21 protein-coding genes, 2 pseudogenes and 1 other annotated feature are annotated in these 24,197 nt (G+C 69.8%); of the genes and pseudogenes, 10 read left to right on the plus strand and 13 right to left on the minus strand.

The window, feature by feature from the left end; all coding sequences use genetic code 11:
• The first annotated feature begins 30 nt into the window (after positions 1-30).
• The gene (locus ACQ143_RS14050; RefSeq protein WP_449571334.1) at positions 31-1,335 is read left to right on the plus strand and encodes a hemolysin family protein; all 1,305 of its coding nucleotides are present in this window, start codon (positions 31-33) and stop codon (positions 1,333-1,335) included.
• A 13-nt stretch (positions 1,336-1,348) separates the two neighbouring features.
• Here the strand turns inward: ACQ143_RS14050 and ACQ143_RS14055 are convergent, their stop codons facing one another.
• The 5 genes from ACQ143_RS14055 to ACQ143_RS14075 all read right to left on the minus strand — a co-directional run bounded on the left by ACQ143_RS14055 (position 1,349) and on the right by ACQ143_RS14075 (position 6,299).
• Positions 1,349-1,507, minus strand: a complete 159-nt coding sequence (locus ACQ143_RS14055; protein WP_449571335.1) for a hypothetical protein — start codon at positions 1,505-1,507, stop codon at positions 1,349-1,351.
• An 83-nt stretch (positions 1,508-1,590) separates the two neighbouring features.
• A complete protein-coding gene (locus ACQ143_RS14060) occupies positions 1,591-2,316 on the minus strand; it encodes a hypothetical protein (protein WP_449571336.1) in 726 nt (241 codons plus the stop codon).
• On the minus strand, positions 2,313-3,560 hold the full coding sequence (locus ACQ143_RS14065) for an amidohydrolase (protein WP_449571337.1): 1,248 nt from the start codon (positions 3,558-3,560) through the stop codon (positions 2,313-2,315). Before ACQ143_RS14065 ends, ACQ143_RS14060 begins: the two co-directional genes overlap by 4 nt.
• Positions 3,557-4,603 carry a LacI family DNA-binding transcriptional regulator gene (locus tag ACQ143_RS14070; RefSeq protein WP_449571338.1) on the minus strand — a complete coding sequence of 349 codons (1,047 nt, stop codon included), beginning with the start codon at positions 4,601-4,603 and terminating at the stop codon, positions 3,557-3,559. Before ACQ143_RS14070 ends, ACQ143_RS14065 begins: the two co-directional genes overlap by 4 nt.
• A 1-nt stretch (position 4,604) precedes the next feature.
• Positions 4,605-6,299 carry a glycoside hydrolase family 13 protein gene (locus ACQ143_RS14075; protein WP_449571339.1) on the minus strand — a complete coding sequence of 565 codons (1,695 nt, stop codon included), beginning with the start codon at positions 6,297-6,299 and terminating at the stop codon, positions 4,605-4,607.
• A gap of 88 nt (positions 6,300-6,387) precedes the next feature.
• Here ACQ143_RS14075 and ACQ143_RS14080 point away from each other — a divergent pair, with 88 nt between their 5' ends.
• Positions 6,388-6,909 (plus strand): adenine phosphoribosyltransferase, encoded by a 522-nt coding sequence (locus ACQ143_RS14080; protein ID WP_449571340.1) that lies wholly within the window; start codon positions 6,388-6,390, stop codon positions 6,907-6,909.
• An 80-nt stretch (positions 6,910-6,989) separates the two neighbouring features.
• Positions 6,990-8,519, plus strand: a complete 1,530-nt coding sequence (locus ACQ143_RS14085; protein WP_449571341.1) for a MinD/ParA family ATP-binding protein — start codon at positions 6,990-6,992, stop codon at positions 8,517-8,519.
• Positions 8,520-8,690: 171 nt separating this feature from the next.
• Here the strand turns inward: ACQ143_RS14085 and ACQ143_RS14090 are convergent, their stop codons facing one another.
• On the minus strand, positions 8,691-9,602 hold the full coding sequence (locus ACQ143_RS14090) for a 2-hydroxyacid dehydrogenase (protein WP_449571342.1): 912 nt from the start codon (positions 9,600-9,602) through the stop codon (positions 8,691-8,693).
• Positions 9,603-9,667: 65 nt separating this feature from the next.
• Between ACQ143_RS14090 and ACQ143_RS14095 the strand changes: the two genes are divergently transcribed.
• On the plus strand, positions 9,668-10,099 hold the full coding sequence (locus tag ACQ143_RS14095) for a DUF1761 domain-containing protein (protein WP_449571343.1): 432 nt from the start codon (positions 9,668-9,670) through the stop codon (positions 10,097-10,099).
• Between the two features lie 12 nt (positions 10,100-10,111).
• Here ACQ143_RS14095 and purQ read toward each other — a convergent pair whose 3' ends face one another.
• Together purQ and purS are read right to left on the minus strand one after the other, a co-directional pair.
• Positions 10,112-10,819, minus strand: coding sequence for a phosphoribosylformylglycinamidine synthase subunit PurQ (gene purQ, locus ACQ143_RS14100; protein WP_449571344.1), 708 nt, complete (start codon positions 10,817-10,819; stop codon positions 10,112-10,114).
• Positions 10,816-11,061 (minus strand): phosphoribosylformylglycinamidine synthase subunit PurS, encoded by a 246-nt coding sequence (purS, locus tag ACQ143_RS14105; protein WP_449571345.1) that lies wholly within the window; start codon positions 11,059-11,061, stop codon positions 10,816-10,818. Before purS ends, purQ begins: the two co-directional genes overlap by 4 nt.
• 219 nt (positions 11,062-11,280) lie before the next feature.
• Here purS and ACQ143_RS14110 point away from each other — a divergent pair, with 219 nt between their 5' ends.
• The 5 genes from ACQ143_RS14110 to ACQ143_RS14130 all read left to right on the plus strand — a co-directional run bounded on the left by ACQ143_RS14110 (position 11,281) and on the right by ACQ143_RS14130 (position 17,120).
• Positions 11,281-12,555 (plus strand): ABC transporter substrate-binding protein, encoded by a 1,275-nt coding sequence (locus tag ACQ143_RS14110; RefSeq protein ID WP_449571346.1) that lies wholly within the window; start codon positions 11,281-11,283, stop codon positions 12,553-12,555.
• A gap of 77 nt (positions 12,556-12,632) precedes the next feature.
• The gene (locus ACQ143_RS14115; protein ID WP_449571347.1) at positions 12,633-13,685 is read left to right on the plus strand and encodes a carbohydrate ABC transporter permease; all 1,053 of its coding nucleotides are present in this window, start codon (positions 12,633-12,635) and stop codon (positions 13,683-13,685) included.
• On the plus strand, positions 13,682-14,608 hold the full coding sequence (locus ACQ143_RS14120; RefSeq protein ID WP_449571348.1) for a carbohydrate ABC transporter permease: 927 nt from the start codon (positions 13,682-13,684) through the stop codon (positions 14,606-14,608). The genes ACQ143_RS14115 and ACQ143_RS14120 overlap by 4 nt, the downstream gene beginning before the upstream one ends.
• Before the next feature lie 32 nt (positions 14,609-14,640).
• Positions 14,641-16,110: a GH1 family beta-glucosidase gene (locus tag ACQ143_RS14125; RefSeq protein WP_449571349.1), complete on the plus strand. Its 1,470-nt coding sequence runs from the start codon at positions 14,641-14,643 to the stop codon at positions 16,108-16,110.
• Positions 16,107-17,120 (plus strand): LacI family DNA-binding transcriptional regulator, encoded by a 1,014-nt coding sequence (locus ACQ143_RS14130; protein WP_449571350.1) that lies wholly within the window; start codon positions 16,107-16,109, stop codon positions 17,118-17,120. Before ACQ143_RS14125 ends, ACQ143_RS14130 begins: the two co-directional genes overlap by 4 nt.
• Before the next feature lie 57 nt (positions 17,121-17,177).
• Here ACQ143_RS14130 and ACQ143_RS14135 read toward each other — a convergent pair whose 3' ends face one another.
• The 5 genes and pseudogenes from ACQ143_RS14135 to ACQ143_RS14155 all read right to left on the minus strand — a co-directional run bounded on the left by ACQ143_RS14135 (position 17,178) and on the right by ACQ143_RS14155 (position 23,015).
• Positions 17,178-18,527 (minus strand): uracil-xanthine permease family protein, encoded by a 1,350-nt coding sequence (locus ACQ143_RS14135; protein WP_449571351.1) that lies wholly within the window; start codon positions 18,525-18,527, stop codon positions 17,178-17,180.
• 97 nt (positions 18,528-18,624) lie between these two features.
• Positions 18,625-19,521, minus strand: coding sequence for a phosphoribosylaminoimidazolesuccinocarboxamide synthase (locus tag ACQ143_RS14140; RefSeq protein WP_449571357.1), 897 nt, complete (start codon positions 19,519-19,521; stop codon positions 18,625-18,627).
• Between the two features lie 9 nt (positions 19,522-19,530).
• A pseudogene (locus ACQ143_RS14145) lies at positions 19,531-20,769 on the minus strand (MFS transporter); the annotation flags it as partial.
• Positions 20,770-21,014: 245 nt separating this feature from the next.
• Positions 21,015-21,752, minus strand: a pseudogene (locus ACQ143_RS14150) (IS4 family transposase); the annotation flags it as partial.
• A protein-coding gene (locus ACQ143_RS14155; protein ID WP_449571352.1) for an IS3 family transposase occupies positions 21,751-23,015 on the minus strand; the annotation gives its coding sequence in 2 pieces (ribosomal slippage) (positions 21,751-22,724 and positions 22,724-23,015; 1,266 coding nt in all). The gene ACQ143_RS14155 and the pseudogene ACQ143_RS14150, both read right to left, overlap by 2 nt.
• Positions 22,603-22,731, minus strand: a sequence feature (AL1L pseudoknot). (Overlaps the previous gene by 129 nt.)
• 267 nt (positions 23,016-23,282) lie before the next feature.
• On the opposite strand from ACQ143_RS14155, the gene ACQ143_RS14160 reads away from it, so the two are divergent.
• Positions 23,283-24,035 carry an SDR family NAD(P)-dependent oxidoreductase gene (locus ACQ143_RS14160; RefSeq protein ID WP_449571353.1) on the plus strand — a complete coding sequence of 251 codons (753 nt, stop codon included), beginning with the start codon at positions 23,283-23,285 and terminating at the stop codon, positions 24,033-24,035.
• Positions 24,036-24,197: the final 162 nt, after the last annotated feature.

A 24,197-nucleotide genomic window follows, 5' to 3' on the forward strand; every position in this document is an offset into this window, starting at 1 on the left:
CGCAGGACGCGCCCTGCGTAGGCTGAGCGCATGAATGGGGACCTCGTTCTCAACGTCGTGCTGGTGATCGCGTTCGTGCTGATCGGTGGCGTGTTCGCGGCCACCGAGATGGCTCTGGTGACCCTGCGCGACAGTCAGGTGACCACGATGGCCGCGCGCGGACCGCGCGGGCAGAAGGTCGCGGGCCTGGCCCGCAACCCGAACACATTCCTGTCGGCGGTGCAGATCGGCGTGACAGTGGCCGGGTTCGCGTCCGCGGCGTTCGGGGCCTCGTCGATCGCGCCGGCGGTCGCCCCGCTGTTCGTCGGCTGGGGGCTGACCCCGCAGGTCGCCTCGACGGTGGCGACCATCGTGCTCACCCTCGCGATCGCCTACCTCTCGCTCGTACTGGGCGAACTGGTCCCCAAGCGGCTCGCTCTGCAGCGCAATGCACAGTTCGCGTACGCGATCGCGCCGGTCGTCAACGGATTCGCGCGCCTGATGCGACCGGTGATCTGGCTGCTGTCGGTGTCGACGAACTTCGTCGTGCGGCTGCTGGGCGCCGACCCCGACAAGACGTCGGAGGAGCTCAGCGACGAAGAGCTGCGCAGCATCGTCTCCACCCATGCGGGGCTCCCTGAAGAGGAGCGCCGCATCCTCGACGACGTGTTCTCGCTGCGGGGGCGACACCTCAGCGAGCTCATGCGCCCGCGGCCCGAGGTGGTCACGCTCGGAGGCGACGACGCGGTCGCCGCGGCGCTCGAGAAGGTGCGGCACCAGCCCTACTCGCGGTATCCCGTCGTGGACCAGTCCATCGACGACATCATCGGGTTCGTGCACGTGCGCGACCTCTACGAGGCCGACGATGCCAACCAGGTGATCTCGGAGCTCATCCGCCCCCTTCCGTTCCTGCCCTCGACGGCACGGGTGCTGGCGACGCTGACCGGAATGCGACGTGGCGGCGACCAGATCGCCGTGGTGGTCGACGAGTACGGCGGCACCGACGGCATCGTCACCCTCGAAGACCTGGTCGAGGAGGTCGTCGGCGAGATCTTCGACGAGTACGACACCGAGACGCCGCCGGAGACCCTCGCCGCGCACGGCGGCCCGGTCGACGGCCGCCTCAACCTGCAGGACTTCGAGGACGCCACCGGGATCGTGCTGCCCCGCGGCGCCTCCGACACCGTCGCCGGGTTCGTCATCGAGCAACTCGGCCGCCTCGCCGTGGTCGGCGACACGATCGAGGTGCCCGGCGCGACGATCCAGGTCGCCGAGATCGATCACCGGCGCATCGCCCAGGTCTACGTGACGCCGCGTCCGGCTGCCGACGAGCCCGCGCCCGAGCCCGGCGGATGAGGAGCCGGTCCGCTCAGGTCTGGCGTCGGATGAAGCGCATCAGCCACGCGATGACCGCGAGGATGATGATCACGAGGCCGACCCACAACAGGAACTTCACGGCCTCGACGAACACGCCCAGCAGCAGCAGGACGATTCCGATGATGAGCAGGATCACTGCGAGTCCAACCATGCATCGAGCATGCGGTATCTGCCGGGCGGACGCACGCCTCTTGACCCCGTCCGCGCCACCTGGTAACGCGTCAGCCGGGCCCACTATCCCGCGTAGTAGTAGTACAGGATCGCGGTGACCGTCTCCCCGTCGGTGTCGGCCAGCGCCGCATAGGTGGGCACCCCGCCGGCGAACCCGGAGCGGTCGGGTTCGAACACGATGCGGGTGCCGTCGCCGCGCTCCCACTCGTCGGCCGGGTCGAGGTCGGCCACCGCCGCGCCGATCTCCAGGTCGAACTCAGCGGTGATCGCGACGTCGCCCACGGTGTTGGCGGTATAGCGGAGGTACGTCGGCTGCGTGTACTCGTCCCGCGGCAGGTCGTCGGTGGCGACCATGTCGTACAGGGCGAACCCGCTCCACTGGTACACCGTGTAGTCGGGGTAGGTGGATCCGTTCCCCTCCTCGGTGCGCTCGCTCGGCGCCGCCCCGAAGGCCTCGGTCAGCGCCTCGACCGCCGGCGCCGTGTCGTCGCCCCAGCCGAAGGTGAAGATCTCGGCGCCGGTGTCGTCGCTCAGGGTGAAGCCCGTCGCGCTGAGCACGACCCCGGTCGGGTCGGCCGCCGGTTCGCTCGGCTCGGGCGTCGACGGCGTGGTCTGGGCGGGCGTCGGCGCGGCCGGCGCCTCACCGGCGGTGGGGGATGCCGGTGGCGCGGCGGTGTCGGCGGGCGTCGCGCCGCGGGTCAGGTAGATCGACAGGGTGATCACCACGACGACCAGCAGGATGCCGGCGATGATGCCGAGGATGATCGGGGTGCGGTTGCGGTCGTTCATGCGCCGGCCTCGGTGGTGTCGGTGGTGCCCGCGCCCAGGAACTCGCGCGCGGCCACGACCATGGCCTGCACGCCACGCTCGATGGTGGGGTGGAGGACGGGGGCGAACAGCGGCGAGTGGTTCGTCGGGATGTCTTCGTTGATCGTGCCGGCCGCGAGGGCGTCGGCGTACTGCTGCGGGTCCACCCCGCCCCAGAACCAGTAGACGAGCGGCACGCCGGCGGCGCGCGCGAACCACGACACGTCCTCGCTGCCGGTGAGCATGCCCGGGTCGACCACGGTGCCCTCACCGAACGCACGGTTCCAGGCGGCGGTCAGGCGCGCGGTCGCCTCGTGGTCGTTGATGGTCGGGGGCAGCGAGTGGTCCGTCGAGAACACCGGCTCGGTCTCGGCGCCGGAGGCGGCGGCCTCGGCGCGGATGATCCGCTCCACCCGCGCCATGATGTCGGCGCGGGCCGCGTCGTTGGGATAGCGCAGGCTCAGCTCGAGCTTGGCCTCGGCGGGGATGATGTTGTTCTTCAGCCCGGCGTGGATCGACCCGACCGTCACGACACCCATTTCGCGGGGGTCGATCTCGCGCGACACGACGGTCTGCAGGCGCATGACGGTGGCCGCGGCCATCACGACAGGGTCGATCGTGGTGTGCGGGCGCGAGCCGTGCCCGCCGCGGCCGTACAGCGTCACGCTGATGCCGTCGGCGGCGGCCATCTGGGTGCCCGGGCGCACGCCGATGGCCCCGGCCGGCAGCGGCGTGAGGTGCTGGCCGAGCACGATGTCGGGCCGGGGGAAGCGGTCGAGCACCCCGGCATCCACCATCGCCTTGGCCCCGGCGCCGTACTCCTCGGCGGGCTGAAAGACGGCCACGACCGTGCCGGACCACTCGTTGCGCGAGGTCGACAGCGTCTCGAGCGCGCCCAGCATGGCCGTGACGTGCATGTCGTGGCCGCACGCGTGCATCACCGGCACGTCGGCGCCGGACGGGTCGATGCCGCGGGCCGTCGACGCGTAGGCGAGGCCGGTGCGCTCTTCGACCGGCAGGGCGTCCATGTCGGCGCGCAGCCAGACGACCGGACCCTCGCCGTTGCGGATGACGGTGGCCACGCCGGTGGTGCCGATGCCCTCTTCGAACTCGAGCCCCAGCGCCGTGAGGTGCTGCGTGATGACGCCGGCCGTGCGGGTCTCCTGGAACGAGAGCTCCGGATGCCGGTGCAAGTCGATGTAGAGGGCCTCGAGGTCGATCGTCATGGATACGAGCCTACGTGGCGCGGGGGTGCGGTCGAGGTGCGGACCACCAGGTCGAACGGTAGGGATGCCGGGGGCGCGGCGACGTCTTCGCCCAGTACGGTCAGCGCCGCCTCGGCGGCGCGCTCACCCTGCGCGTGCGGGAACTGCTCGATCGTGGTGAGACCGAAGAACCCGCTCATCTCGTGCCCGTCGACGCCGACGACCGACACATCGCCGGGCACGTCCAGGCCGAGCTCCCGCGCAGCGAACAGCGCCCCGAAGGCCATCTCGTCCGAGGCGGCGAAGATCGCGGTCGGCCGGTCCGGGCCGCTCAGCAGGCGGTGGGCGGCGCGGTGGCCGCCGTCGATCGTGAAGTCGGCGGCGACGAAGCCGGCCGGCTCCACCCCGGCCTCCCGCAGGGCCCGCTCGAAGCCCTGTCGGCGGAGGGTCGGGATGTCGAGGGCCTGGATGCCGGGCGGTGTCGCTGTGGGGCCGGCGGCACTCGGCATCGTGCTCTGCCCGACGTGGGCGATGCGCCGATGTCCGAGCGCGAGCAGGTGGGCGGTCGCCGCGTGCGCGACCGCGACGTCGTCGACCCGGAGCGTGGCCACGCGCGGGCTCGGCGCGCCCAGGCCGACGACCGGCAGACCGAGCGCGAGCAGCTGATCGATCTCGTCGTCGTCGAGCCGCAGCGACAGGGCGATGACCGCGTCGACCCGCCCGCGCCGCAGCGCGGTGCCGAACAGGTGCCGTCGCTGGGCCGCGTCGTCGGTGACGTTGTAGAGCGTCAGGTCGTAGCCGCGGGGTGCGAGGCGGGCGGCGATGCCGTCGAGCACCGTCGCGAAGAACCAGCGGTCGAGCAGCGGCACGAGCACGCCGATCGACAGGGTGCGCCCGGTCGCCAGACTCGACGCCGCCGCCGAGGCGACGTAGCCCAGCTCGGCCGCCGCGGCGCGCACGCGCTGCCGGGTGACCTCCGCGAGCCGCCCCCGGCCGCTGAGCGCGCGCGAGGCGGTCGCCGTCGACACCTGGGCGCGACGGGCGACCTCCTCGAGGCCGGCCATGTCAGCCGGCCGCGATCCACACGGCGGTGTCGGGCGGCACCGCGGTGCCGGTGAACGGCGTACTGGCCACCAGCAGCGTGCCGGCCGCCAGGGCCGCGGGCACCTCGACCGGCACGTCGCCCGTGTTCGCGATCACGGTCACGTCGCCGTTGCGGAGGGCCAGCACGTGCTCGTCGAAGCCGTCCAGCCACTCCAGCGCGCCCGAGCCCAGCGCGTGCGCGCGGCGCGTGGCCAGCAGGGTGCGGTACAGCCACAGGGTCGATTCGGGGTCGTCCTCCTGCGCGTCGCGGGCCAGCGGCGCCCAGTCGTCCGGCTGCGGCAGCCAGGCGGCGCCGGTCGGGCTGAAACCGTAGGCGGGCGCGTCGGCGACCCACGGGATGGGCACCCGGCATCCGTCGCGCCCGTAGCGCTCGCCGTTCGTGCGGAACCAGGTCGGGTCCTGCCGTGCCTCGCCGGGCAGGTCGATGACTTCGGGCAGGCCCAGCTCTTCGCCCTGGTACAGGTAGGCCGAGCCGGGCAGGGCGAGCATGACGGTCGTCGCGGCGCGGGCGCGCGCAAGGCCCACCTCGGGGATCGGCTGACCGGGTGAATCCGGCCCGATGCCGTGGCCCTGCGGGTTCTCGGCGGTCAGGGCCAGGCGTGACGCGTGGCGCACGACGTCGTGGTTCGACAGCACCCAGGTGGCCGGGGCGCCGACGGCGGGGAAGGCGCGCAGCGACTCGGAGATGACCTCGCGCAGCTGGGCGGCGTCCCACCGGGTCTGCAGGTACGGGAAGTTGAACGCCTGGTGCATCTCGTCGGGACGCACCCACAGGGCGGTGCGGTCGACGGTGGGCAGCCAGGCTTCGGCGCACAGGGCCCGGTCGCCGTCGTACTCGGCGAGCACGCGGTTCCAGTCGCGGTAGATCTCGTGCACGCCCTCCTGGCCCCAGTACGGCACGTCGTCGGCGTCGCCGCCCATGCTGTCGCCGTCGACCGCCGGCAGGTGGTCGGGCAGGCCGTCGGTCTTGACCAGGCCGTGGGCCACGTCGACACGGAAGCCGTCGACGCCCCGGTCGAGCCAGAACCGCAGGATGCGGCGGAACTCCTCCTGCACCTCGGGATTGGCCCAGTCGAAGTCGGGCTGGCTGGTGTCGAACAGGTGCAGGTACCACTGCCCGGGCGTGCCGTCGGCCTCCGTGATCCGGGTCCAGGCCGGTCCGCCGAACACCGACTCCCAGTTGTTGGGGGGCAGCTCGCCGGACACGCCCTTGCCGTCGCGGAACATGTAGCGCGCGCGCTCGGGGCTGCCCGGCGCGGCGGCCAGCGCCTGCTGGAACCACTCGTGCTGGTCGGAGGAGTGATTGGGCACGAGGTCCACGATGATGCGGATGCCACGGGCGTGGGCCTGCGCGAGCATCTCATCGAAGTCGGCGAGCGTGCCGAACAGCGGGTCGACGTCGCAGTAGTCGGCCACGTCGTAGCCGGCATCCTTCTGCGGACTGGTCATGAACGGCGAGAGCCAGAGGGCGTCGACGCCCAAGGAGGCCAGGGCGTCGAGCCGGGAGGTGATGCCGCGCAGGTCGCCGACGCCGTCGCCGCTGCTGTCGGCGAACGAGCGGGGATAGATCTGGTAAATCACGGCGGTGCGCCACCACTCGGCACCGGGAGAGCTTTCGCCGAGCGGGTGCGTCGTGGCCGTCGAGGTCGAAGTCATGCGGAACAGCGTAGTGCAAGCGCTTGCGCACCGGCGTCGCGGGCGGCAGTGCGGGTTTCACGCAGGCGGCGACGCGTAGCCTGGGGTGGTGAATTCCCCGGAGCTGACCCGTGCCCACTCGCTGATCGTGACGACCCCCGATTTCCCCGAGCCGGGCATCCTGTTCCGCGACATCTCGCCGCTGCTGGCCGACGGCGCCGCCATGCGCACCGTGATCGACGCCATGATCGCCCCGTTCAAGGGGTCCTTCGACGTTGTCGCCGGGGTCGAGGCGCGCGGCTTCCTGCTCGCCGGCGCGGTCGCCGTCGCAGCGGGGGTGGGCATGGTCCCGATCCGCAAGGCGGGTAAGCTCCCCCGGCCCGCGGCATCCATGTCGTACGACCTCGAGTACGGGAAGGCGACCATCGAGATGGCCGCCGATCTGCCGTCCGGCGCCCGGGTGCTGCTGGTCGACGACGTGCTCGCCACCGGCGGCACGCTGCGGGCGGGCCGTGAGCTGCTGGCGACCCTCGGATACGAGACGGCGGGCGTCGCCGTGCTCATGGAGCTGTCCGAACTGAAGGGCCGCGGCGTGTGCGGCGACGACGTGCACGCCGTCTTCCAGGTCTGATCCCCAGGCTTCTCCTCGTGTCACGGTGCGATACTCGCTAGGTTCGTGCCTGAACAGAAAGGTCCGTTGTGGCTACCACCATGTCCGAGCCGATCGTCCGCATCACCTCCACCACTGCCGCTGAGATCCAGGTCGGCAGCGACGTCGACGAGGTCTTCGCCTCCACGAGCGAGGGCCTGCGCCTGCGCATCGTCGAGGCGGTGCGGTTGCTGGCCGCGTCGGCCGGCGAGCCCGTGACGGCCATCGTCATCGAAGGTGGCACGCGCCGGCCGCTCATCGTCCACCCGGACGGCACCTTCGTCGAGTCCCCGACGCTGGAAGCGGGGGATGTCGGTGCCCCGGCACCGCAGCCCGAGGTCGCGGGCCCCGCGACCACAGCGATCCCCACCCTGTCTCTCGCCGACCTGCCCGGACGCGTGACCGCGCCCACCGAGTTCGCATCGTCCGCACCGGCGCCGTCCGCGGCTGCGGCGGAGTCGTTCGCGCCCGTGCCCGCGGAATCGGCCGCCCCTGCAGCCCCTGCGGCGACGCCCGCCCCGGCAACCCCGGTCGAGCCCGTGCCGGCACCGTCCGCCGTGGCCGAGCCGGCTGTGGCGCCGTCGGTGGGTGTCGGCGGTCCGCTGCGCGGCGGCGCACGACGGGAGGACGCCATCCGCCGGGACCCCACCCAGCGGGCGACGCCCACGGTCGACGACCTGCTGAGCACCCGTGCGGCGCAGCCGCGGCCCCGCGCGAACGAGGGCTGGCAGGGCGCCGTGCGCCGCATGACCGGCGGTGCGATCTCGCCGCGGCCGGGCCGGACCGAGCGGTTCCGCCTCGAGCGCGAGCGCGCCGTGCAGCGCCGACTCGACGCACCCCGGACCATCGTCGTGCTCAACCCCAAGGGCGGGGCCCACAAGACCACCAGCACGCTGCTGCTGGCCGCCACGTTCGGCACCCAGCGCGGCGGGGCGACCCTGGCCTGGGACAACAACGAGACCCGCGGCACCCTGGGCTGGCGCGCGCAGCACACGCCCCACCACCGCACCGCCGTCGACCTGCTCGACGACCTCGACCGGTTCCAGACGGCCTCCGACGCGACGCTGTCGGCGCTCGACACCTACGTGCGCACGCAGGTCGACGCCCGGTTCGACGTGCTGGCCTCCGATGAAGACGCGGCGGCCTCGTCGACCATCGACGCCGCGGCGTTCGAGCGGCTGCACAGCGTGCTGTCGCGGTACTACCGGCTGCTCATCGTCGACACCGGCAACAACATGCGCGCCTCGAACTGGGTCGCCGCCGTCACCGCCGCCGACCAGCTCGTGATCGTGTCGACGGTGCGCGAAGACACCGCCGCCAGCGCTGCCTGGCTCATCGACGGGCTGCGTGAGAAGGGCTTCGACCAGAAGATCGACGAGGCCGTGACCATCCTCGCGGCGCCGTCGGCCAAGCCGGACCGCAAGCTCGCCGAGCGGCTCGAACGCCACTTCGCCCAGGTGACCTCGGCGGTCGTGCACGTGCCGTTCGACCCCGCCCTGGTCGACGGCGGACCGATCGACTTCGAGTCGCTCGCGCCCGAGACCCGCGACGCCTGGCTCACGGCCGCCGCGACCGTGGCCGAGCGCCTGTAAGCCCGGCGTCGCCTGTAGCCCCGGCGTCGCCTGAGTGCTCAAGTTGGCGCAAAGGTGGGATATTTCCCTTGGATTCACCCCGTTTGCGCCAACTTCGGGTGCGCGTGGTGCGCCAACTTGCGGTGCGCGTGGTGCGCCGAGGAGTGCCGGCGCGCCGCCCGGCATCCCGCCTCAGGTGCGGATGACCACGTTCTCGGGCTCGCGCCCGGCGCGCAGGTGCCCGATCTGCCGCCGCACGAGGGCGGCGATCCGCGGCTGCATCGCGGTGGTCGCACCGCCCACGTGTGGGGAGATCAGCACGCCGGGCATGGACCACAGTGGGTGGTCCGCCGGCAGCGGTTCGGGTTCGGTGACATCCAGCGCCGCGCGCACGCGTCCGGCATGGCGCAGCAGCGCGTCGGTGTCGACGAGCGACCCGCGTCCGACATTCACCACGAGGGCGTTGTCGGGCAGGGCGGACAGGAAGGCGTCGTCCACGATGTGGCGGGTGTCCGGCCCGCCCGGGAGGGTCAGGATCACGATCTCGGCGTTCGGCAGCAGGGCCGGCAGCTCGTCGACGCCGTGCACGTGCAGGCCGCCGTCGTCCCGTGCCCGCGAGGCCACCACGGTGAGGTCGATCTCGAACGCGGACAGCCGCGCGGCCACGGCCGCGCCCACCCCGCCGTAGCCCAGCAGCAGCACGCGCCGGTCGGCCAGGCTCGACGCGAACTCCGGTGCCCACTCCCCGGCATCCTGCGCGCGGACGAACGCGGGGATCCGCCGCTGCGCGGCCAACGTGAGGGTGAGCGCCAGCTCAGCCGTCGAGGCTTCGTGCACGGTGGCGGCGTTGGCGAACACGACGCCGTGCGGCAGCCGTTCGGCCATGCCGTCGTAGCCGATCGACTGACTCTGCACGAGGCGCGTCGTCACCTCGGCCAGGCGCGGCAGTGCCGCGGCGAACGTCAGGTACGGCGGCACGACGATGTCGAACTCCGCGCGCGGGGGCGGTCCGTCCATCGGCCACACCACGATCTCGGCCCCTTCGACCTCGCCGATGTCGGCGGCGAGACGTTCGGTGGGCACGCTGACGCTGACGACACTCATGCCTCGACGGTACCGCGCCGGTCGCGCCGCAGGAGTACCGTCGAAGAAGACACAGGGAGGCGACGATGATCCCCGAGATCAACTACTGGGCGGTGCTGCTGGCGACGATCGCGGCCATGGTGATCGGCTCGGTCTGGTACATGCCGAGGGTGTTCGGCGAGCGCTGGACGAAGCTCGCGGGCGTGCGTGACCCCGGCACCTTCACCGAGGCGGTCCTGCCGCTGATGGTGTCCACGGCGCTGGCCTTCCTGCTGGCGTGGGTGCTGGCCGGGTCGGTGGCCATCGCGTGGCACTTCTACGGCGGGGCTTACTTCTCGTCGGCGCTGGTGACCGGGCTGACGCTGTGGGCGGGCTTCACAGCCGGCCGGTTCATCACGCACGACGTGTTCGAGGGCCGGCCCAGTCAGCTCACGATCCTCAACATCTCGCACGAGCTGGTCCTCGTGGTGGCGATGTCGATCATCATCGGCGTCTGGCCGCCGGCGGGCACCGTCTGAGCGGCGCGGGTGTCAGGCCGCGGTGCGGACCACGGCCGCGATGGCCGAGGTGAAGAACGACAGGCCGTCGACGCCCGAGCGCATCGCCGCAGCCGTGTCGGGGCCGAAGCCCGGCTCGACAGCGTGCTCGGGATGGGGCATGAGCCCCACGACGTTGCCGCGCTCGTTGGTGACCCCGGCGATGTCGTCGAGCGACCCGTTCGGGTTGACACCCACATAGCGGAACACGACCTGGCCCTCGCCGTTGATGCGCTCGAGGGTCTCGGCGTCGGCGATGTATCCGCCGTCGGCGTTCTTCAGGGGGATCACGATCTCCTGGCCGGGCGCGAAATCGCTCGTCCAGGCGGTGTCGGTGTTCTCGACGCGCAGCTTCTGGTCGCGGCGGATGAACTGCTGGTGCGCGTTGCGGATGAGCCCGCCCGGCAGCAGGTGCGCCTCGACCAGCATCTGGAATCCGTTGCAGATGCCGAGGATCGGCATCCCCCGTGCGGCGGCGTCCTTCACCTCGGCCATGATCGGCGCGCGGGCGGCGATGGCACCGGCGCGCAGGTAGTCGCCGTAGCTGAAGCCGCCGGGCAGGACCAGGACGTCCACACCGGCCAGGTCGTGCGAGCCGTGCCAGAGAGCGACCGGCTCGGCGCCGGCCAGACGGATGGCGCGCTGCGCGTCGCCGTCATCGAGCGAACCGGGGAAGGTGATGACCCCGATGCGCGCGGTCATTCGACCACCTCGATGCCCACGACGTCTTCGATGACCGAGTTCGAGAGGATGTCCTCGGCGATCTGCCGGGCCACGGCGAGGGTGGCCTCGTCGGCGGTGTCGACGGTGAGCTCGAAGCGCTTGCCGATGCGTACGGCGCCGAAGCCCTCGTGGCCGAGGCGGGCCAGCGCGCCGGCGACCGCCTTCCCCTGCGGATCGAGCAGCTCGGCCTTGGGCATGACGTCGACGACGATGGTGGGCATTCGAGGCTCCGTGAAATCGCGGGAAATGAGGGATGCCACTCCAGTCTACGGGGCCCGGATCGTTCGTGTGATCGAACCGTGACATTAGTCATGGGAGCGCTCCCTTGACATCGTGGGAGCGATCCCATACCGTCTGGAGTGCCCGGTGAGAGCGCTCTCATGGCACCCGACCGGAGCGATCCACTCACAGCATGACCTGACCACACAAAGGAGTGACACGTGAAATCACGCGCACTGCGACGTTTCGGCCTGGTGGCCGGCGTCGCCACCACCTCCGCACTCGTGCTCGCCGGTTGCACCGGCGGTGGCAACGCGGCGGAGCCCGGAGACAACGGCACCGACGGTGAGACGACCCTCACCATCGCGACGTTCAACGACTTCGGCTACACCGACGAGCTCCTCGCGGAGTTCACGGAGGAGACCGGCATCAAGGTCGTGCACAACAAGGCGGCCACCTCGAACGACGCCCGCGCGAACTTCTTCCAGAAGCTCGGCAAGACCGGCCTGGCCGACGTCGAGGCCGTCGAGGTCGACTGGTTCACCGAGATGATGCAGTACTCCGACCTGCTCGCGCCGGTGCCTGCCGACCTGCAGGGCCGCTGGCTCGACTGGAAGGAAGCGGCAGCCACCGACGCCGACGGCAACCTGGTCGCCTACGGCACCGACATCGGGCCGCAGGCCATCTGCTACCGCGCCGACCTGTTCGAGGCGGCCGGCCTGCCCAGCGACCGCGAAGAGGTCGCCGAGCTGTTCCCGACCTGGGACGCGTTCTTCGACGTGGCCGACTCGTACGTCGAGGCCACCGGCAACCCGTTCATCGACTCGGCCAACTCGGTTCTGCAGGGTGTCGTGAACCAGCTCGAGATCGCGTACGAAGAGCCCGACGGCACCATCGTCGCCGCCGAGAACCCCGACATCCGCGCCGCCTACGACACGGTCGTCGACCGTGCCGTCCCGATCTCGGCGTTCGCCGGTCAGTGGAGCGACGACTGGTACGCGGCCATGGCCGGTGGCGAGTTCGCCGCCATGCTGTGCCCGCCGTGGATGCACGGCATCATCTCGGGTGAGGCCCCGGACGTGGACGGCTGGGACATCGCCAACGCCTTCCCCGAGGGTGGCGGCAACTGGGGCGGCTCGTACCTGGTCGTCCCGGCCAACGGTGAGAACGTCGAGGCTGCCCAGCAGCTCGCCGACTGGCTGACCTCGCCGGAGACCCAGATCAAGGCGTTCAACAACGCCGGCACCTTCCCGAGCCAGCCCGAGGCGCAGTCGAGCGAAGACCTCACCGGTTACACCAACGAGTACTTCAACAACGCGCCCAGCGGTCAGATCGGCATCGACCGTGCGAACGCCATCGAGGTGAGCACCTTCAAGGGACCGCAGTACTTCCAGTTCCACGACGCCCTCCAGAACGCGGTGACCCGCGTCTTCGACGGCCTCGAGGACAAGGAGACTGCCTGGGAGACCTGGAAGACGGAGATCTCCGGCTTCTGAGTGAACCTTGTCGGGGGTGCGGCGACCCGAACGGCGCGCCCCCGGCATCCCACCCTGTATGACTTCGAAGGACGATCGTGACTCTGACTGACACGCGCCGCGCCGAGCGCAGCTCCGCGACGCCGGACGGCCGGCCCCCTCGGGTGATCTCGTTCTCCCAGCGCCTCAGCCGCTGGGACCTCAAGGTCTCGCCCTACCTGTACATCTCGCCGTTCTTCATCATGTTCGCGATCGTGGGCCTGTTCCCGATCGGGTACACCGCCGTCATCTCGTTCATGGACTGGGACCTGGTCCGCAACTCGGGCGAGTTCGTCGGCTTCGACCAGTACGTCTGGATCCTGACGCAGCCGCACTTCTGGACGGCGTTGCGCAACACCTTCAGCATCTTCCTGCTCTCGAGCGTCCCGCAGCTGATCCTCGCGATCTTCATCGCCGCGGTGCTCGACCGCAACATCCGCGCCAAGACGTTCTGGCGGATGAGCGTGCTCATCCCGTTCGTCGTGGCCCCCGTCGCCGTCGGCCTCATCTTCAACGCGATGTTCGCCGACCAGTCGGGCCTGGTCAACAGCTGGCTCGGCGCCATCGGCATCGGCCCGATCCCCTGGCACGTCGAGCCGTTCTGGAGCCACGTCGCCATCGCGACCATGGTCAACTACCGCTGGATGGGCTACAACGCCCTCATCCTCCTCGCGGCCATGCAGGCCGTGAACCGTGACTTCTACGAGGCCGCGACCGTCGACGGCGCGGGCCCGGTCCGCCAGTTCTTCAGCATCACGCTGCCCTCGCTCAAGCCCACCCTGATCTTCGTGATCATCACCTCGACCATCGGTGGTCTGCAGATCTTCGACGAGCCGCGCATGTTCGACCAGTTCGGCCGCGGCGGTGCCGCGCAGCAGTGGCTGACGATCACCCTGTACCTGTACGACATCGGCTGGGGCCAGTGGAACTTCGGCCGTGCCGCGGCCATGGCGTGGATCCTGTTCATCATCATCCTCGGGATCGGCTTGATCAACCTGCTCATCACCCGCAACCTCGTGCGCGACGAGGGTCTGCGCTCCGAGATTTCGAAACAGCAGCGGCGCGCACAGGCCAAGGCCGCCAAGAAGAGCGTGAAGGAGGCCGGACGATGAGCGTCGGCACATCGACCGTCCGCACGACGGTCAAGGAGACCCGACCGAGCGCCGCCACGCCGCGCCGCGGCGCCGGCAAGGTCGGCAAGGGGATCCGCATCCGCGGTGCGCGCCCCGGCTTCTGGGTCTACGCGACGCTCGCCGTCGTGTTCATCTCGGCCGTCTTCCCGCTGTACTGGTCGTTCGTGATCGGCTCGGGCGACTCGACCACGCTGCGCCAGCCGTTCGGCTGGATCCCCGGCGGCAACTTCCTCGACAACGCCGCGTCGGTCATGAACAACCCGGCCGTCAACTTCTGGCCGGCGCTGTGGAACTCGATCTACAGCTCCTTCCTGATCGCGGCATCCGTCGTGATCACCTCCACCCTGGCGGGGTGGGCCTTCGCGAAGCTGAAGTTCCTCGGCGGTCCTGCGCTGCTCGTGTTCGTGGTGGCCACCATGGCCGTGCCGCAGCAGTTGGGCGTCGTGCCGCTGTACATCCTGTTCAGCGAGCTGGGGTGGACCGGCCAGATCGGGGCGATCATCATCCCCGCGCTGACCAGTGCGTTCGGTGTGTTCTGGATGACCCAGTACCTGCAGCAGTCGGTGCCCGACGAGCTCATCGAGGCCGCCCGCGTGGACGGCGCGTCGATGATCCGCACGTTCTGGACGGTGGGTGTCACCGCGGCACGTCCCGCGGCGGCGATGCTGTTCCTGTTCACCTTCGTCGGATCGTGGAACAACTTCTTCTGGCCGTTCATCGTGCTCGACCGGCAGAACCCGACCCTGCCCGTCGCGCTGTCGCTGCTGCAGTCGAACTACTTCGTCGACTACTCCGTCGTGCTCGCCGGTGTCGTGCTGGCGACCATCCCGCTGCTGCTGCTGTTCATCTTCGCCGGTAAGCAGCTGGTCAGCGGCATCATGCAAGGCGCGGTGAAGGGCTGAGGCCCGCCACCGCTCACGGAAGGCTCCGCTCCATGACGTTCACTGCGCGCGCGTTCCCGCCCGGGTTCCGCTTCGGCGTGGCCACGGCCGCGTACCAGATCGAGGGCGCGGCGTTCGAAGACGGCCGCACGGCATCGATCTGGGACACGTTCAGCCGCGTGCCCGGCGCGGTGATCGGTGGGGACACCGGCGACGTCGCGTGCGACCACTACCACCGCTACCGCGACGACGTGGCGCTCATGAAGGACCTCGGCATCGACACGTACCGCTTCTCGGTGTCGTGGGCGCGGGTGCGTCCCGACGGCGGTGCGGTCAACCCGAAGGGCGTCGACTTCTACAAGCGTCTGGTCGACGAGCTGCGGGATGCCGGCATCCGCCCCTGGATCACCCTCTACCACTGGGATCTGCCGCAGGCGCTCGAGGAGCGCGGTGGCTGGACCGTGCGCGAGACCAGCGACCTGTTCACCGAGTACGCCCTCGGCATGCACGACGCCCTCGGCGACCGGCTGGCGGAGTGGACGACGCTGAACGAGCCGTGGTGCTCGTCGTTCCTCAGCTACACCGCCGGCATCCACGCGCCGGGGCGCTACAGCGTCACCGACGGGCTCCTGGCGGCACACCACCTGCTGCTGGGTCACGGCCAGACGGTGCGCGAGCTGCGCGCCCGCGACGCGGCGCTCGACCTGGGCGTCACCCTGAACCTCACTGAGGCCCAGCCGGTCGACCCCGCCTCCGCGGGCGATCTCGACGCGGCCCGCCGCATCGACGGGCAGTTCAACCGGTGGTTCCTCGACCCGATCTTCCGCGCGCAGTACCCCGCCGACATCGTCGAGGACATCCGCGCCGTGGATGCCGCAGCCGTCGACGCTCTGGACGCGGCCGTGCACACGGGCGACCTGGCGACCATCGCCCAGCCGCTGGACGTGCTCGGGGTCAACTACTACCACCGCGAATTCGTCGGCGCGCAGCCCGACCCGCACCAGCCGCCGGCCGGCGATGCGCCCACCGAGCGGCCGTCGAAGTCACCGTTCCCGTCGCACGAGGGGATCCACTGGCACGAGCGGGGACTGCCCCGCACGGCCATGAACTGGGAAGTGGACCCGGCGGGCCTGACCGCGCTGCTGCAGCGCGTGTGGACCGAGTACGCACAGCCGGTGGGGACCGCGCTGTACGTCACCGAGAACGGTGCGGCGTTCGACGACCACCCGGTCGTCGAAGCCGGGGTCGTGCGCGTGCACGACGCCGAGCGGACGGACTTCTTGCGGGGGCATCTGGGGGCGATCATCGACGCGGCCGAGGCCGGTGTCGATGTGCGCGGTTATTTCTACTGGTCGCTGCTCGACAATTTCGAGTGGGCGTGGGGGTACGACAAGCGGTTCGGCCTCGTCCGGGTCGACTACGACACCCAGGAACGCACGCTCAAGGACAGCGCTCTGGACTATCGTCGGGTCATCGCCGCCAAGGCGATCGATGTCCCCGCAGCGACGAGTGAGGTTCTGTGACGATCCAAAGCACCCGCGCGACCGCCACGATCGAAGAGGTCGCCGCAGCGGCCGGCGTCTCGCGGTCGACGGTCTCGCGCGTCGTGAACGGGTCGACGGCGGTCAGCCCGGCCGCGCTCGAGGCCGTGCAGCGGGCGATCGCCGAGCTGAACTACGTGCCCAACCGCGCCGCCCGGTCGCTGGCCAGCCGCGCCACGATGGCCATCGCGCTCGTCGTGCCCGAGGACACCACCCGGTTCTTCGGCGACCCGTTCTTCGCGGCGATCGTGTCGGGCATCAACGCCCGGCTCAGCCGGTCGGACTACGTGCTGAACCTGATCATCGCCAGCGACGACCCGCGCGACAAGACGACCGCCTACGTGCGCAGCGGCGCCGTCGACGGCGCCATCATCGTGTCGCATCACACCAGTGACACCTTCATCGACCGGATCGCCGCGGCCGTCCCGGTCGTCTACGGTGGCCGGCCCGTGCGCGAGCGCGAGCGGGACTACTACGTGGACGTCGACAACCTGGCCGGCGCCCGTGCGGCGACCGAGTACCTGGTGGGCAAGGGGCACACGCGCATCGCGACGATCACCGGCCCGCTCACGATGCCCGCCGGCGTCGACCGGCTCGACGGCTACCGCGAAGCGCTGGCGGCCGCGGGCCTGGCCGACGGGCCCATCGAAGACGGCAACTTCACCGCCGACGGCGGCGCCGCGGCGATGCAGCGGATCATCGAGTCCGGCGTCGAGTTCGACGCGCTGTTCGCGGCGAGCGACCTGATGGCGCGCGGCGCGCTCACCGTGCTCGGGCGCCACGGCATCCGCGTGCCCGAGGACGTCGCCATCATCGGCTTCGACGACTCCCCGGTGGCCACCAGCGTGACGCCGCAGCTGACCACGATGCGCCAGCCCTCGTACGCACAGGGCGAGCGCATGGCCGACATCCTGCTGACGATCCTCGGCGGCGGCCAGGCACCGCACGTGACGGTGCTCGACACCGAGCTCGTCGTCCGCGACTCTGCCTGACCGGAGCCGCCGCGCACGGGAGGGGATGCCGGAGGCACGAAGCCCCCGGCATCCGATTCACTGCTGCGGATCGCCGCCGAGCTGGCCGATCGGGACGATGGGGCCGCCGTCGTCCGCACCGGTCTTGCGGGCGCGCGCGATCGCGTTGCCCAGGTGGTAGATGACCAGGGCCGCGACCGTGCCCAGCACGATGCCGCCGAACTGCAGCTGGTCGAAGGTCATCGTGAACCCGGCGATGGCCACGACGAACGACACGGCCACCGTGTACTGGTTCACGGGGCGCGAGAAGTCGACCTGGTTGTCGACCCAGATCTTGATGCCGATGACGCCGATCAGGCCGTACAGCGCAGTGGTCACACCGCCGAGCACGCCCGCGGGCAGTGCGAAGATGACGGCGCCGACCTTGGGGGAGAACGCCAGCAGGAGAGCGATGATGCCCGCGACCCAGTAGGCGGCGGTCGAGTACACGCGGGTGGCGGCCATGACGCCGATGTTCTCGCCGTACGTCGTGGTGCCCGACCCACCGAACGCGCCGGCGATCGTGGTGGCGATGCCGTCGGCGACCAGCGCGCGGCCGGTGCGCTTGTTGATGGTGGGGTCCTCGGTCATCGTGGCCACGCCGCGCACGTGCCCGACGTTCTCGGCGATGAGCACGAGCACGACGGGGAGGAACATGGGCAGCAGGCCCCACGCGACCGGGTCGCCGAAGGCGGGGAGGTGGAACTCGGGAAGACCCAGCCAGGCGGCCGACTCGACCGCGGAGAAGTCGACCTTGCCCATGATGATCGCGACGACGTAGCCGACGACCACGCCGAGGAAGATCGACACGCGGCCCAGGAAGCCGCGGAACAGCACCGAGAACAGCACGCAGGCGACCAGGGTGATCGTGGCCAGCAGTGCGTCGACCTGGAAGTTCTGCCAGGCCACGGGCGCCAGGTTCAGGCCGATGAGCGCCACGATGGCGCCCGAGACGACCGGTGGCATGAGCTTCTCGATCCAGCCCGTGCCGGTCGCCTGTACGAGGAAGCCGACGCCGGCCAGCAGCACACCGGCGACGAAGACGCCCAGCAGGGCCTGCGAGATCTGCTCCGGGGTCTCCAGCGGAGCGCCGCCGCCGGGTCCGGCCGCGAGGATCGGCGCGATGAACGCGAACGACGAGCCCAGGTAGCTGGGCAGCCGGTTGCCGGTCAGCACCAGGAACAGCAGGGTGCCCAGGCCCGAGAACAGCAGAGTGGTCGACACCGGGAAGCCGGTGAGCACCGGCACCAGGAAGGTCGCGCCGAACATGGCGACGACGTGCTGTGCGCCGATGGCGATCGTCCCGGGCCAGTTCAGGCGTTCGTCGGGGCGGACGACGGCGGTGCGCTCGATGTGACGGCCGTCGCCGTGCAGGGTCCAGATGGGCATGCGTGTGCTCCTCGCGGGTAAGTTGCTCCCGTCACGATATCTGGGAGAAGCCTGGGAGCCGTGGATGCCACTCGGGCGACATCCGCGCGTGTGCCCGTCAGTGCGCGGTGAGGCGCTCCAGCAGTTCGCGATAGCGCGCGGTGGTCGCGGCGACGACGTCGTCCGGCAGCGCGGGCGGCGTCCCCTGCCGGTCCCAGTTGGCGGAGATCCAGTCGCGCACCGGCTGCTTGTCGAAGCTCGCCATCCGCTCGGCCGGGGTGGTCCCGGTGCGCCAGGCCTCGGCATCCCAGTACCGCGACGAGTCGCTCGTGAGCACCTCGTCGGCGAGGGTCAGGATGCCGGCGTCGTCGAGCCCGAACTCGAACTTCGTGTCCGCGAGGATCAGCCCCCGCGCCTCGGCGATGCGCGCGGCGCGGGTGTAGATCTCGAGCGAGGCGTCGCGCAGCTGCGCGGCGATATCGGCACCGACCAGCTCGACCGTCTGCGCGTAGGAGATGTTCTCATCGTGCTCGCCCAGCGGCGCCTTGTAGGCCGGCGTGAAGATGGGCTCGGGCAGCCGGTCGCCGTTGGCCAGCCCCGCCGGCAGGGCGATGCCGCACACGGTGCCGCTCTCCTGATACTCGGCCCAGCCCGAGCCGGTGAGGTAGCCGCGCACGACGCACTCGACCGGCTGCATGTCCAGCGCCCGCACGAGCATGGCGCGTCCGGCGACCTCGGCCGGCGGCTCGGCGTCGGCGACCAGGTGGTTCGGGATGGGGCGCCCGCCGTCGCCGCCGGCGAGCTGCGCGAACCACCACAGGCTGAGTGTCGTCAGCAGTGCGCCCTTGGACGGGATGGCGGGATCGAGCACGTGATCGAACGCGCTCACCCGGTCGCTGGCGACCACGAGCATGCGGTCGGCTTCGCCGTCGGGTCCGGCGGGGCGATACAGGTCGCGCACCTTCCCCGAGTACACGTGGGTCCAGCCGGGCAGGGTCAGGGGCGCGTCCGTCACCGACTCATTATCCCCTGTGGGCTGGGCGTTGACGATGTGCGCGATCGGCCGCCAGACGAGCAGGAGGGTCAAGGCCGACCCGGCGAACGCGAACCACCAGGGCGCGGTGAGTCCCCAGGTCTGCGCGATGACGCCGCCGAGCGCCTGGCCGATGACCAGGCCGCCGAACACACCGACCATGTTCACCGACGCGATCCGGCCCTGCAGGGACAAGGGGACCAGGCGCTGGCGCACGGTGGTCGAGATCGTCCCCCAGACGAACGCGTACAGCCCGAACCCGAACATGATCACCAGCGCCACCCACCCGGAGGTCGTCAGGGCGAACGACAGGTGCATGAGCACCTCGGCCGACAGGCACACGCGCATGAGCGTCGCGAACGACACCCGCCGCTGCAGCCGGCCGAAGATCAGCACCGCCACCATGCCGCCCACCGCCGACGCGGTCGTCAGGGTGCCGAACCCGACCGGCCCCATGCCGAGGTGCTCGGTGGCGTAAAGCACGAGCACGCCCCACGGCGCGGCCCAGGTGATGTTGAAGGTGAGGATGATGATCACCAGCGTGCGCACCGGTGGGTTGCGCCACAGCCATCCCAGGCCCTCCGCGATCTCGGTGTGCACGGGCTTGCGTGGTGCGGGGGCCGTGGCCGCCGGTTCGATCGGCAGGGTCAGCCGCGAGATCAGCACGATGGCCAGGGCCACGCACAGGCCCTGGACGAGGAACGGCCAGGCACTGCCGAGCGCGAACAGGAAGGCGCCCAGCGGCGGGCCCGCGAACTGGTTCACGACGAGGTAGCCGGCCTGGAGCCGGGCGTTGCCGGTGCCGAGGTCCGCGGGCTGCACGATCATGGGCAGCAGGGCGGTGCCGGCCGTGTCGACGAAGACCTCGGCGGTGCCGTAGAGGAACGAGACGGCCAGCACGATCCAGATGTCCGCGACGCCGGTCACCAGGAACGCGATCAGGGCGGCCACGACGATCGCCCGGGCGCCGTTGGCCGTCATCACGACCCGGCGCCGGTCGAACCGGTCGGCGACGGCGCCGGCGTGCAGTCCGAACAGCAGCCACGGCAGGAACTGCAGGATCGCTCCCGACGCCACCAGGATCGGCGACGAGGTCATCGAGGCGATGAGCAGGGGCGCGGCCGCCAGGGCGATGCCGTCGCCGACGTTGCTGGTCCACGACGACGCCAGCAGCCAGCGGAAGCCGATGCCCATGCGGCGCGGTGCGACCAGGTCGCCGACAGATGGCATCCGATCAGGATAGCCACAGGGGTGGGCGGCGGCGGGTGCCTAGGCCCAATACCGTTCAGTTAAGGGTTTGAACGTGAACTCGGGGACTGTTCGCGGGTTGTGGCCAACGACTGTGGTGGTCGCGTTTGGCAAGCCATTTGGAGATCTTGCGTTTGATCACGCGGGGGTTTGAGCGCTGTCGGCGCGCAGGGTTCAGGCGTTTGAGAAGGCTGAGGATGGCGTGACGCCATGCGGCGACGGCAGTGTCAGGGCGCTGAGGGGGAAAAAGAGCCCGAGGCGACTGAGCGGCGGGCTATGCGTAGCGCTGCGACGAACGAGACCCGGTCGGGGTCTCGTCCGGCGTGGGCGGCGGCGTCGACCATGAGGGTGCGGATGGCGTAGTGGCAGCACAGGTGCCCCCAGATTTCTTGTTGGACCAAATCGGGAGACTTGGAGCGCAGCACGCCCCTGGGGCCACGCTGATGTGTCTTCAACTCGTCAAAGGTGGACTCGATCTCCCACCGCTCGGAATAGGCCGCAGCGAGGTCTTCGGCGGTCACCTCGGCTGGATCCAGGATCGTGGTGAGCAGCCGATACGACTCGGGGTTCTCCCTCCCGTCCTCGATCGTGTAGTCGATGACCCGCACCTTCAGCGGCGGTGTCGACTTCCGGTCGGTGCCGGAGGTGGGGATGATCTCCGCCAACCATGACCCGTCGGGTAGAGCTTCCCGAAACCGCGGGCGCAGGTTCGTCTTGACCCGCCAGAGCAAGTCTGCACCCGTGGCCGCGGCTTGCTGCCAGAGTGTGAACCCGTAGAAGCCTCGGTCGGCGAGCACCAGCATTCCAGGCTCCAGCCTGTCGAGCAGTTCCCGAGACAACGCGATCTCCGAAGTGGTGCATGGGCCGATTTCAGCGTCGAGGATGGCATGGGTGCCGCACTCGGCCAACGCCACCAGCCGGGCCTGCGGAAACGCGGCATGCTCACCCTGAATCGCCCCGGGTTTAGTGGAGGGCGAGTTCTCCCGGCAGCGGCTGCTGTCGGGTGTTGATCTCACGGTAGTACTCGTTCTCCATCTCGATCGGGGTGAGATACCCGATCGAGGAGTGCAGCCGGTTCTCGTTGAACCAGTGCACCCAGGAAAGCGTCGCGAGCTCGAGCTCATCGACGGTGCGGAAGGGGCCGTCGATCTTGACGCACTCGGCCTTATAGAGCCCGATCGCCGACTCCGCCAGAGCATTGTCATAGCTGTCGCCCACGGTTCCGATCGATGCGATCGCACCGACTTCCGCCAACCGATCGGCGTAGCGCAGAGCGGTGTATTGCCGGCCGGCATCCGAGTGATGCGTCACCCCAGCAACGTTTTCCCCTGCCCGTCCCCGAACCCAGAGTGCCATCTCCAGCGCATCCAAGGGCAGCTCGGTCGGCATCCGGTCGGCGGTTCTCCAGCCCACAACGCGGCGGGAGAACACGTCGGTGACGAACGCGGTGAACGCCATCCCTGACCAGGTCGGCACGTAGGTGAAGTCCACCACCCAGAGCTGGTTCGGCCGGCAGGCGGTGAAGTCGCGATTCACGCGGTCCTCCGGCCGCAGCGCCTTCTCGTCCGGTTTGGTGGTGATGAACTGCTTCCCACGACGAATCCCGCGCAAACCCTGGACTCGCATGAGCCGCTCCACCGTGCAACGAGCGACCGGGGTGCCTTCGCGGCGCAGCAGATGCCACATCTTGCGCACGCCGCTGATCCCGCGACCCAGCTTGCGGTCCCAAAACACCCGCTCGATCTCGGCGATTAGCTGCCCATCGCGCAGCGCCCTGGCTGAGGCGGGGCGCTTCTTGAAGGCGTAGTAACCCGATGGGGCAATCTTCACTCCGTGCTCGGTGAGCACTCGGCAGATTGGCTCGACCCCGAACCGGTCACGATGATCGTCGATGAACTGGGTCACCAGGGAAGTCGCGGGTCGAGCTCCCGCGCGAAGAACGAGGAGGCCGCCAACAGGATCTCGTTGGCGCGCTTGAGCTCGCGAACTTCAGCCTCGAGCTCCTTGATGCGCTTGGCCTCGCTCGTGGTCATCCCCGGCCGCTGCCCGGCATCGATCTCGGCCTGCTTCGCCCACCCTCGGAGGGTGTCGGGGTTGACTCCGGTGCGTTGACCGATCCGGATCACCGCCGCGTTCAGCGACAGCTCCGGATCCTCCCGACGCGCCTCCTGCACGAGCCTGAGAGCTCGCTCCCGCAACTCCTGCGGATACTTCCTTGGTGCTGGCATGACTTGATCCTCTCGGGGAATCAAGCCCTCCATCAAACCCGGGGCGATTCAGGCCGAGCGTACGAGGGCGCGGCGCGCGGCACTCGACCAGGTGCCTGCTTCGCTCACAGCACCGAGAGCATGGGAACTTCGATGAGCAAGACCGGGGAAATTCGCTGAGCGCCGTCATGAGCGTATGGTTGTGAGTGCGAGCGGATGATCTCGGGCCGGTGAGTCCAAGTCCGCCCGATTGGCAATGAATGTCAACGATGACAAAGGAGAAGGCCGATGAACAGGCTGCAGGAGAAGATAGTTGTCATAACGGGAGCCGCTTCGGGTCAGGGCAAGGCGGCTGCGCTACTGTTCGCCCTCGAAGGCGCGACCGTGATCGTCGCCGATTTCAATGTTGATGGCGGGAAGGCCGTCGTTGATGAAATCACCGCTGCTGGAGGTTCGGCCGCCTTTGCCAGGGTGGATGTGACGAAGGAAGACGAGGTCGAGGGCCTGGTTAAGTTCGCGGCGGACAACTACGGCCGATTGGATGTCATGTACAACAATGCCGGCCTGGTCCGGATGTCCCCGATTGCGGACTTGAGCACGGAGGACTGGAATTTCACGATCCAGTTCGAACTGACTCAGGTGTACTACGGCTGCAAATACGCCTTGCGTCAGATGCAGAAGCAGGGCGCCGGTTCGATCATCAACACCGCGTCGACCTCGGGGCTTGTCGGCATTCCCGGCCATGGACCGCACGCTGCCACCAAAGCGGGCGTCATCGGACTCAGCCGATCGATCGCCGTGGATTATGGGCCACAGGGGATCCGCTGTAATGCGATCGCCCCCGGCTTCGTGCCCTTCACCGGGCAGACCGCTGAACTGTCGAACCAGCAATTCATCGATGTGATGCTTTCGCTTCAGCCCCTCAAGAGGGCTGGGACGCCGGAGGACATCGCCTCGGCCGCCCTGTTCCTCGCTTCCGACGAGTCGTCCTGGATCACCGGGCACGTGCTGACCGTCGACGGCGGGCAGACCGCAATGTGACCGACTAGCGCAAGGCATCCGCGAAAGCCAGGTGCGTTTGACCGGGATGCCCGATCGCGACTACTCTCGATCTTTGGTGTCTGCGTGGTACGCGCGATACCCGAACTTGAGCCCTCCACCGGCATCGTTTGCTTCGCAAACGTCCACGGAGCGGGATTCACG

It is taken from the genome of Microbacterium pollutisoli (genome assembly GCF_053586795.1).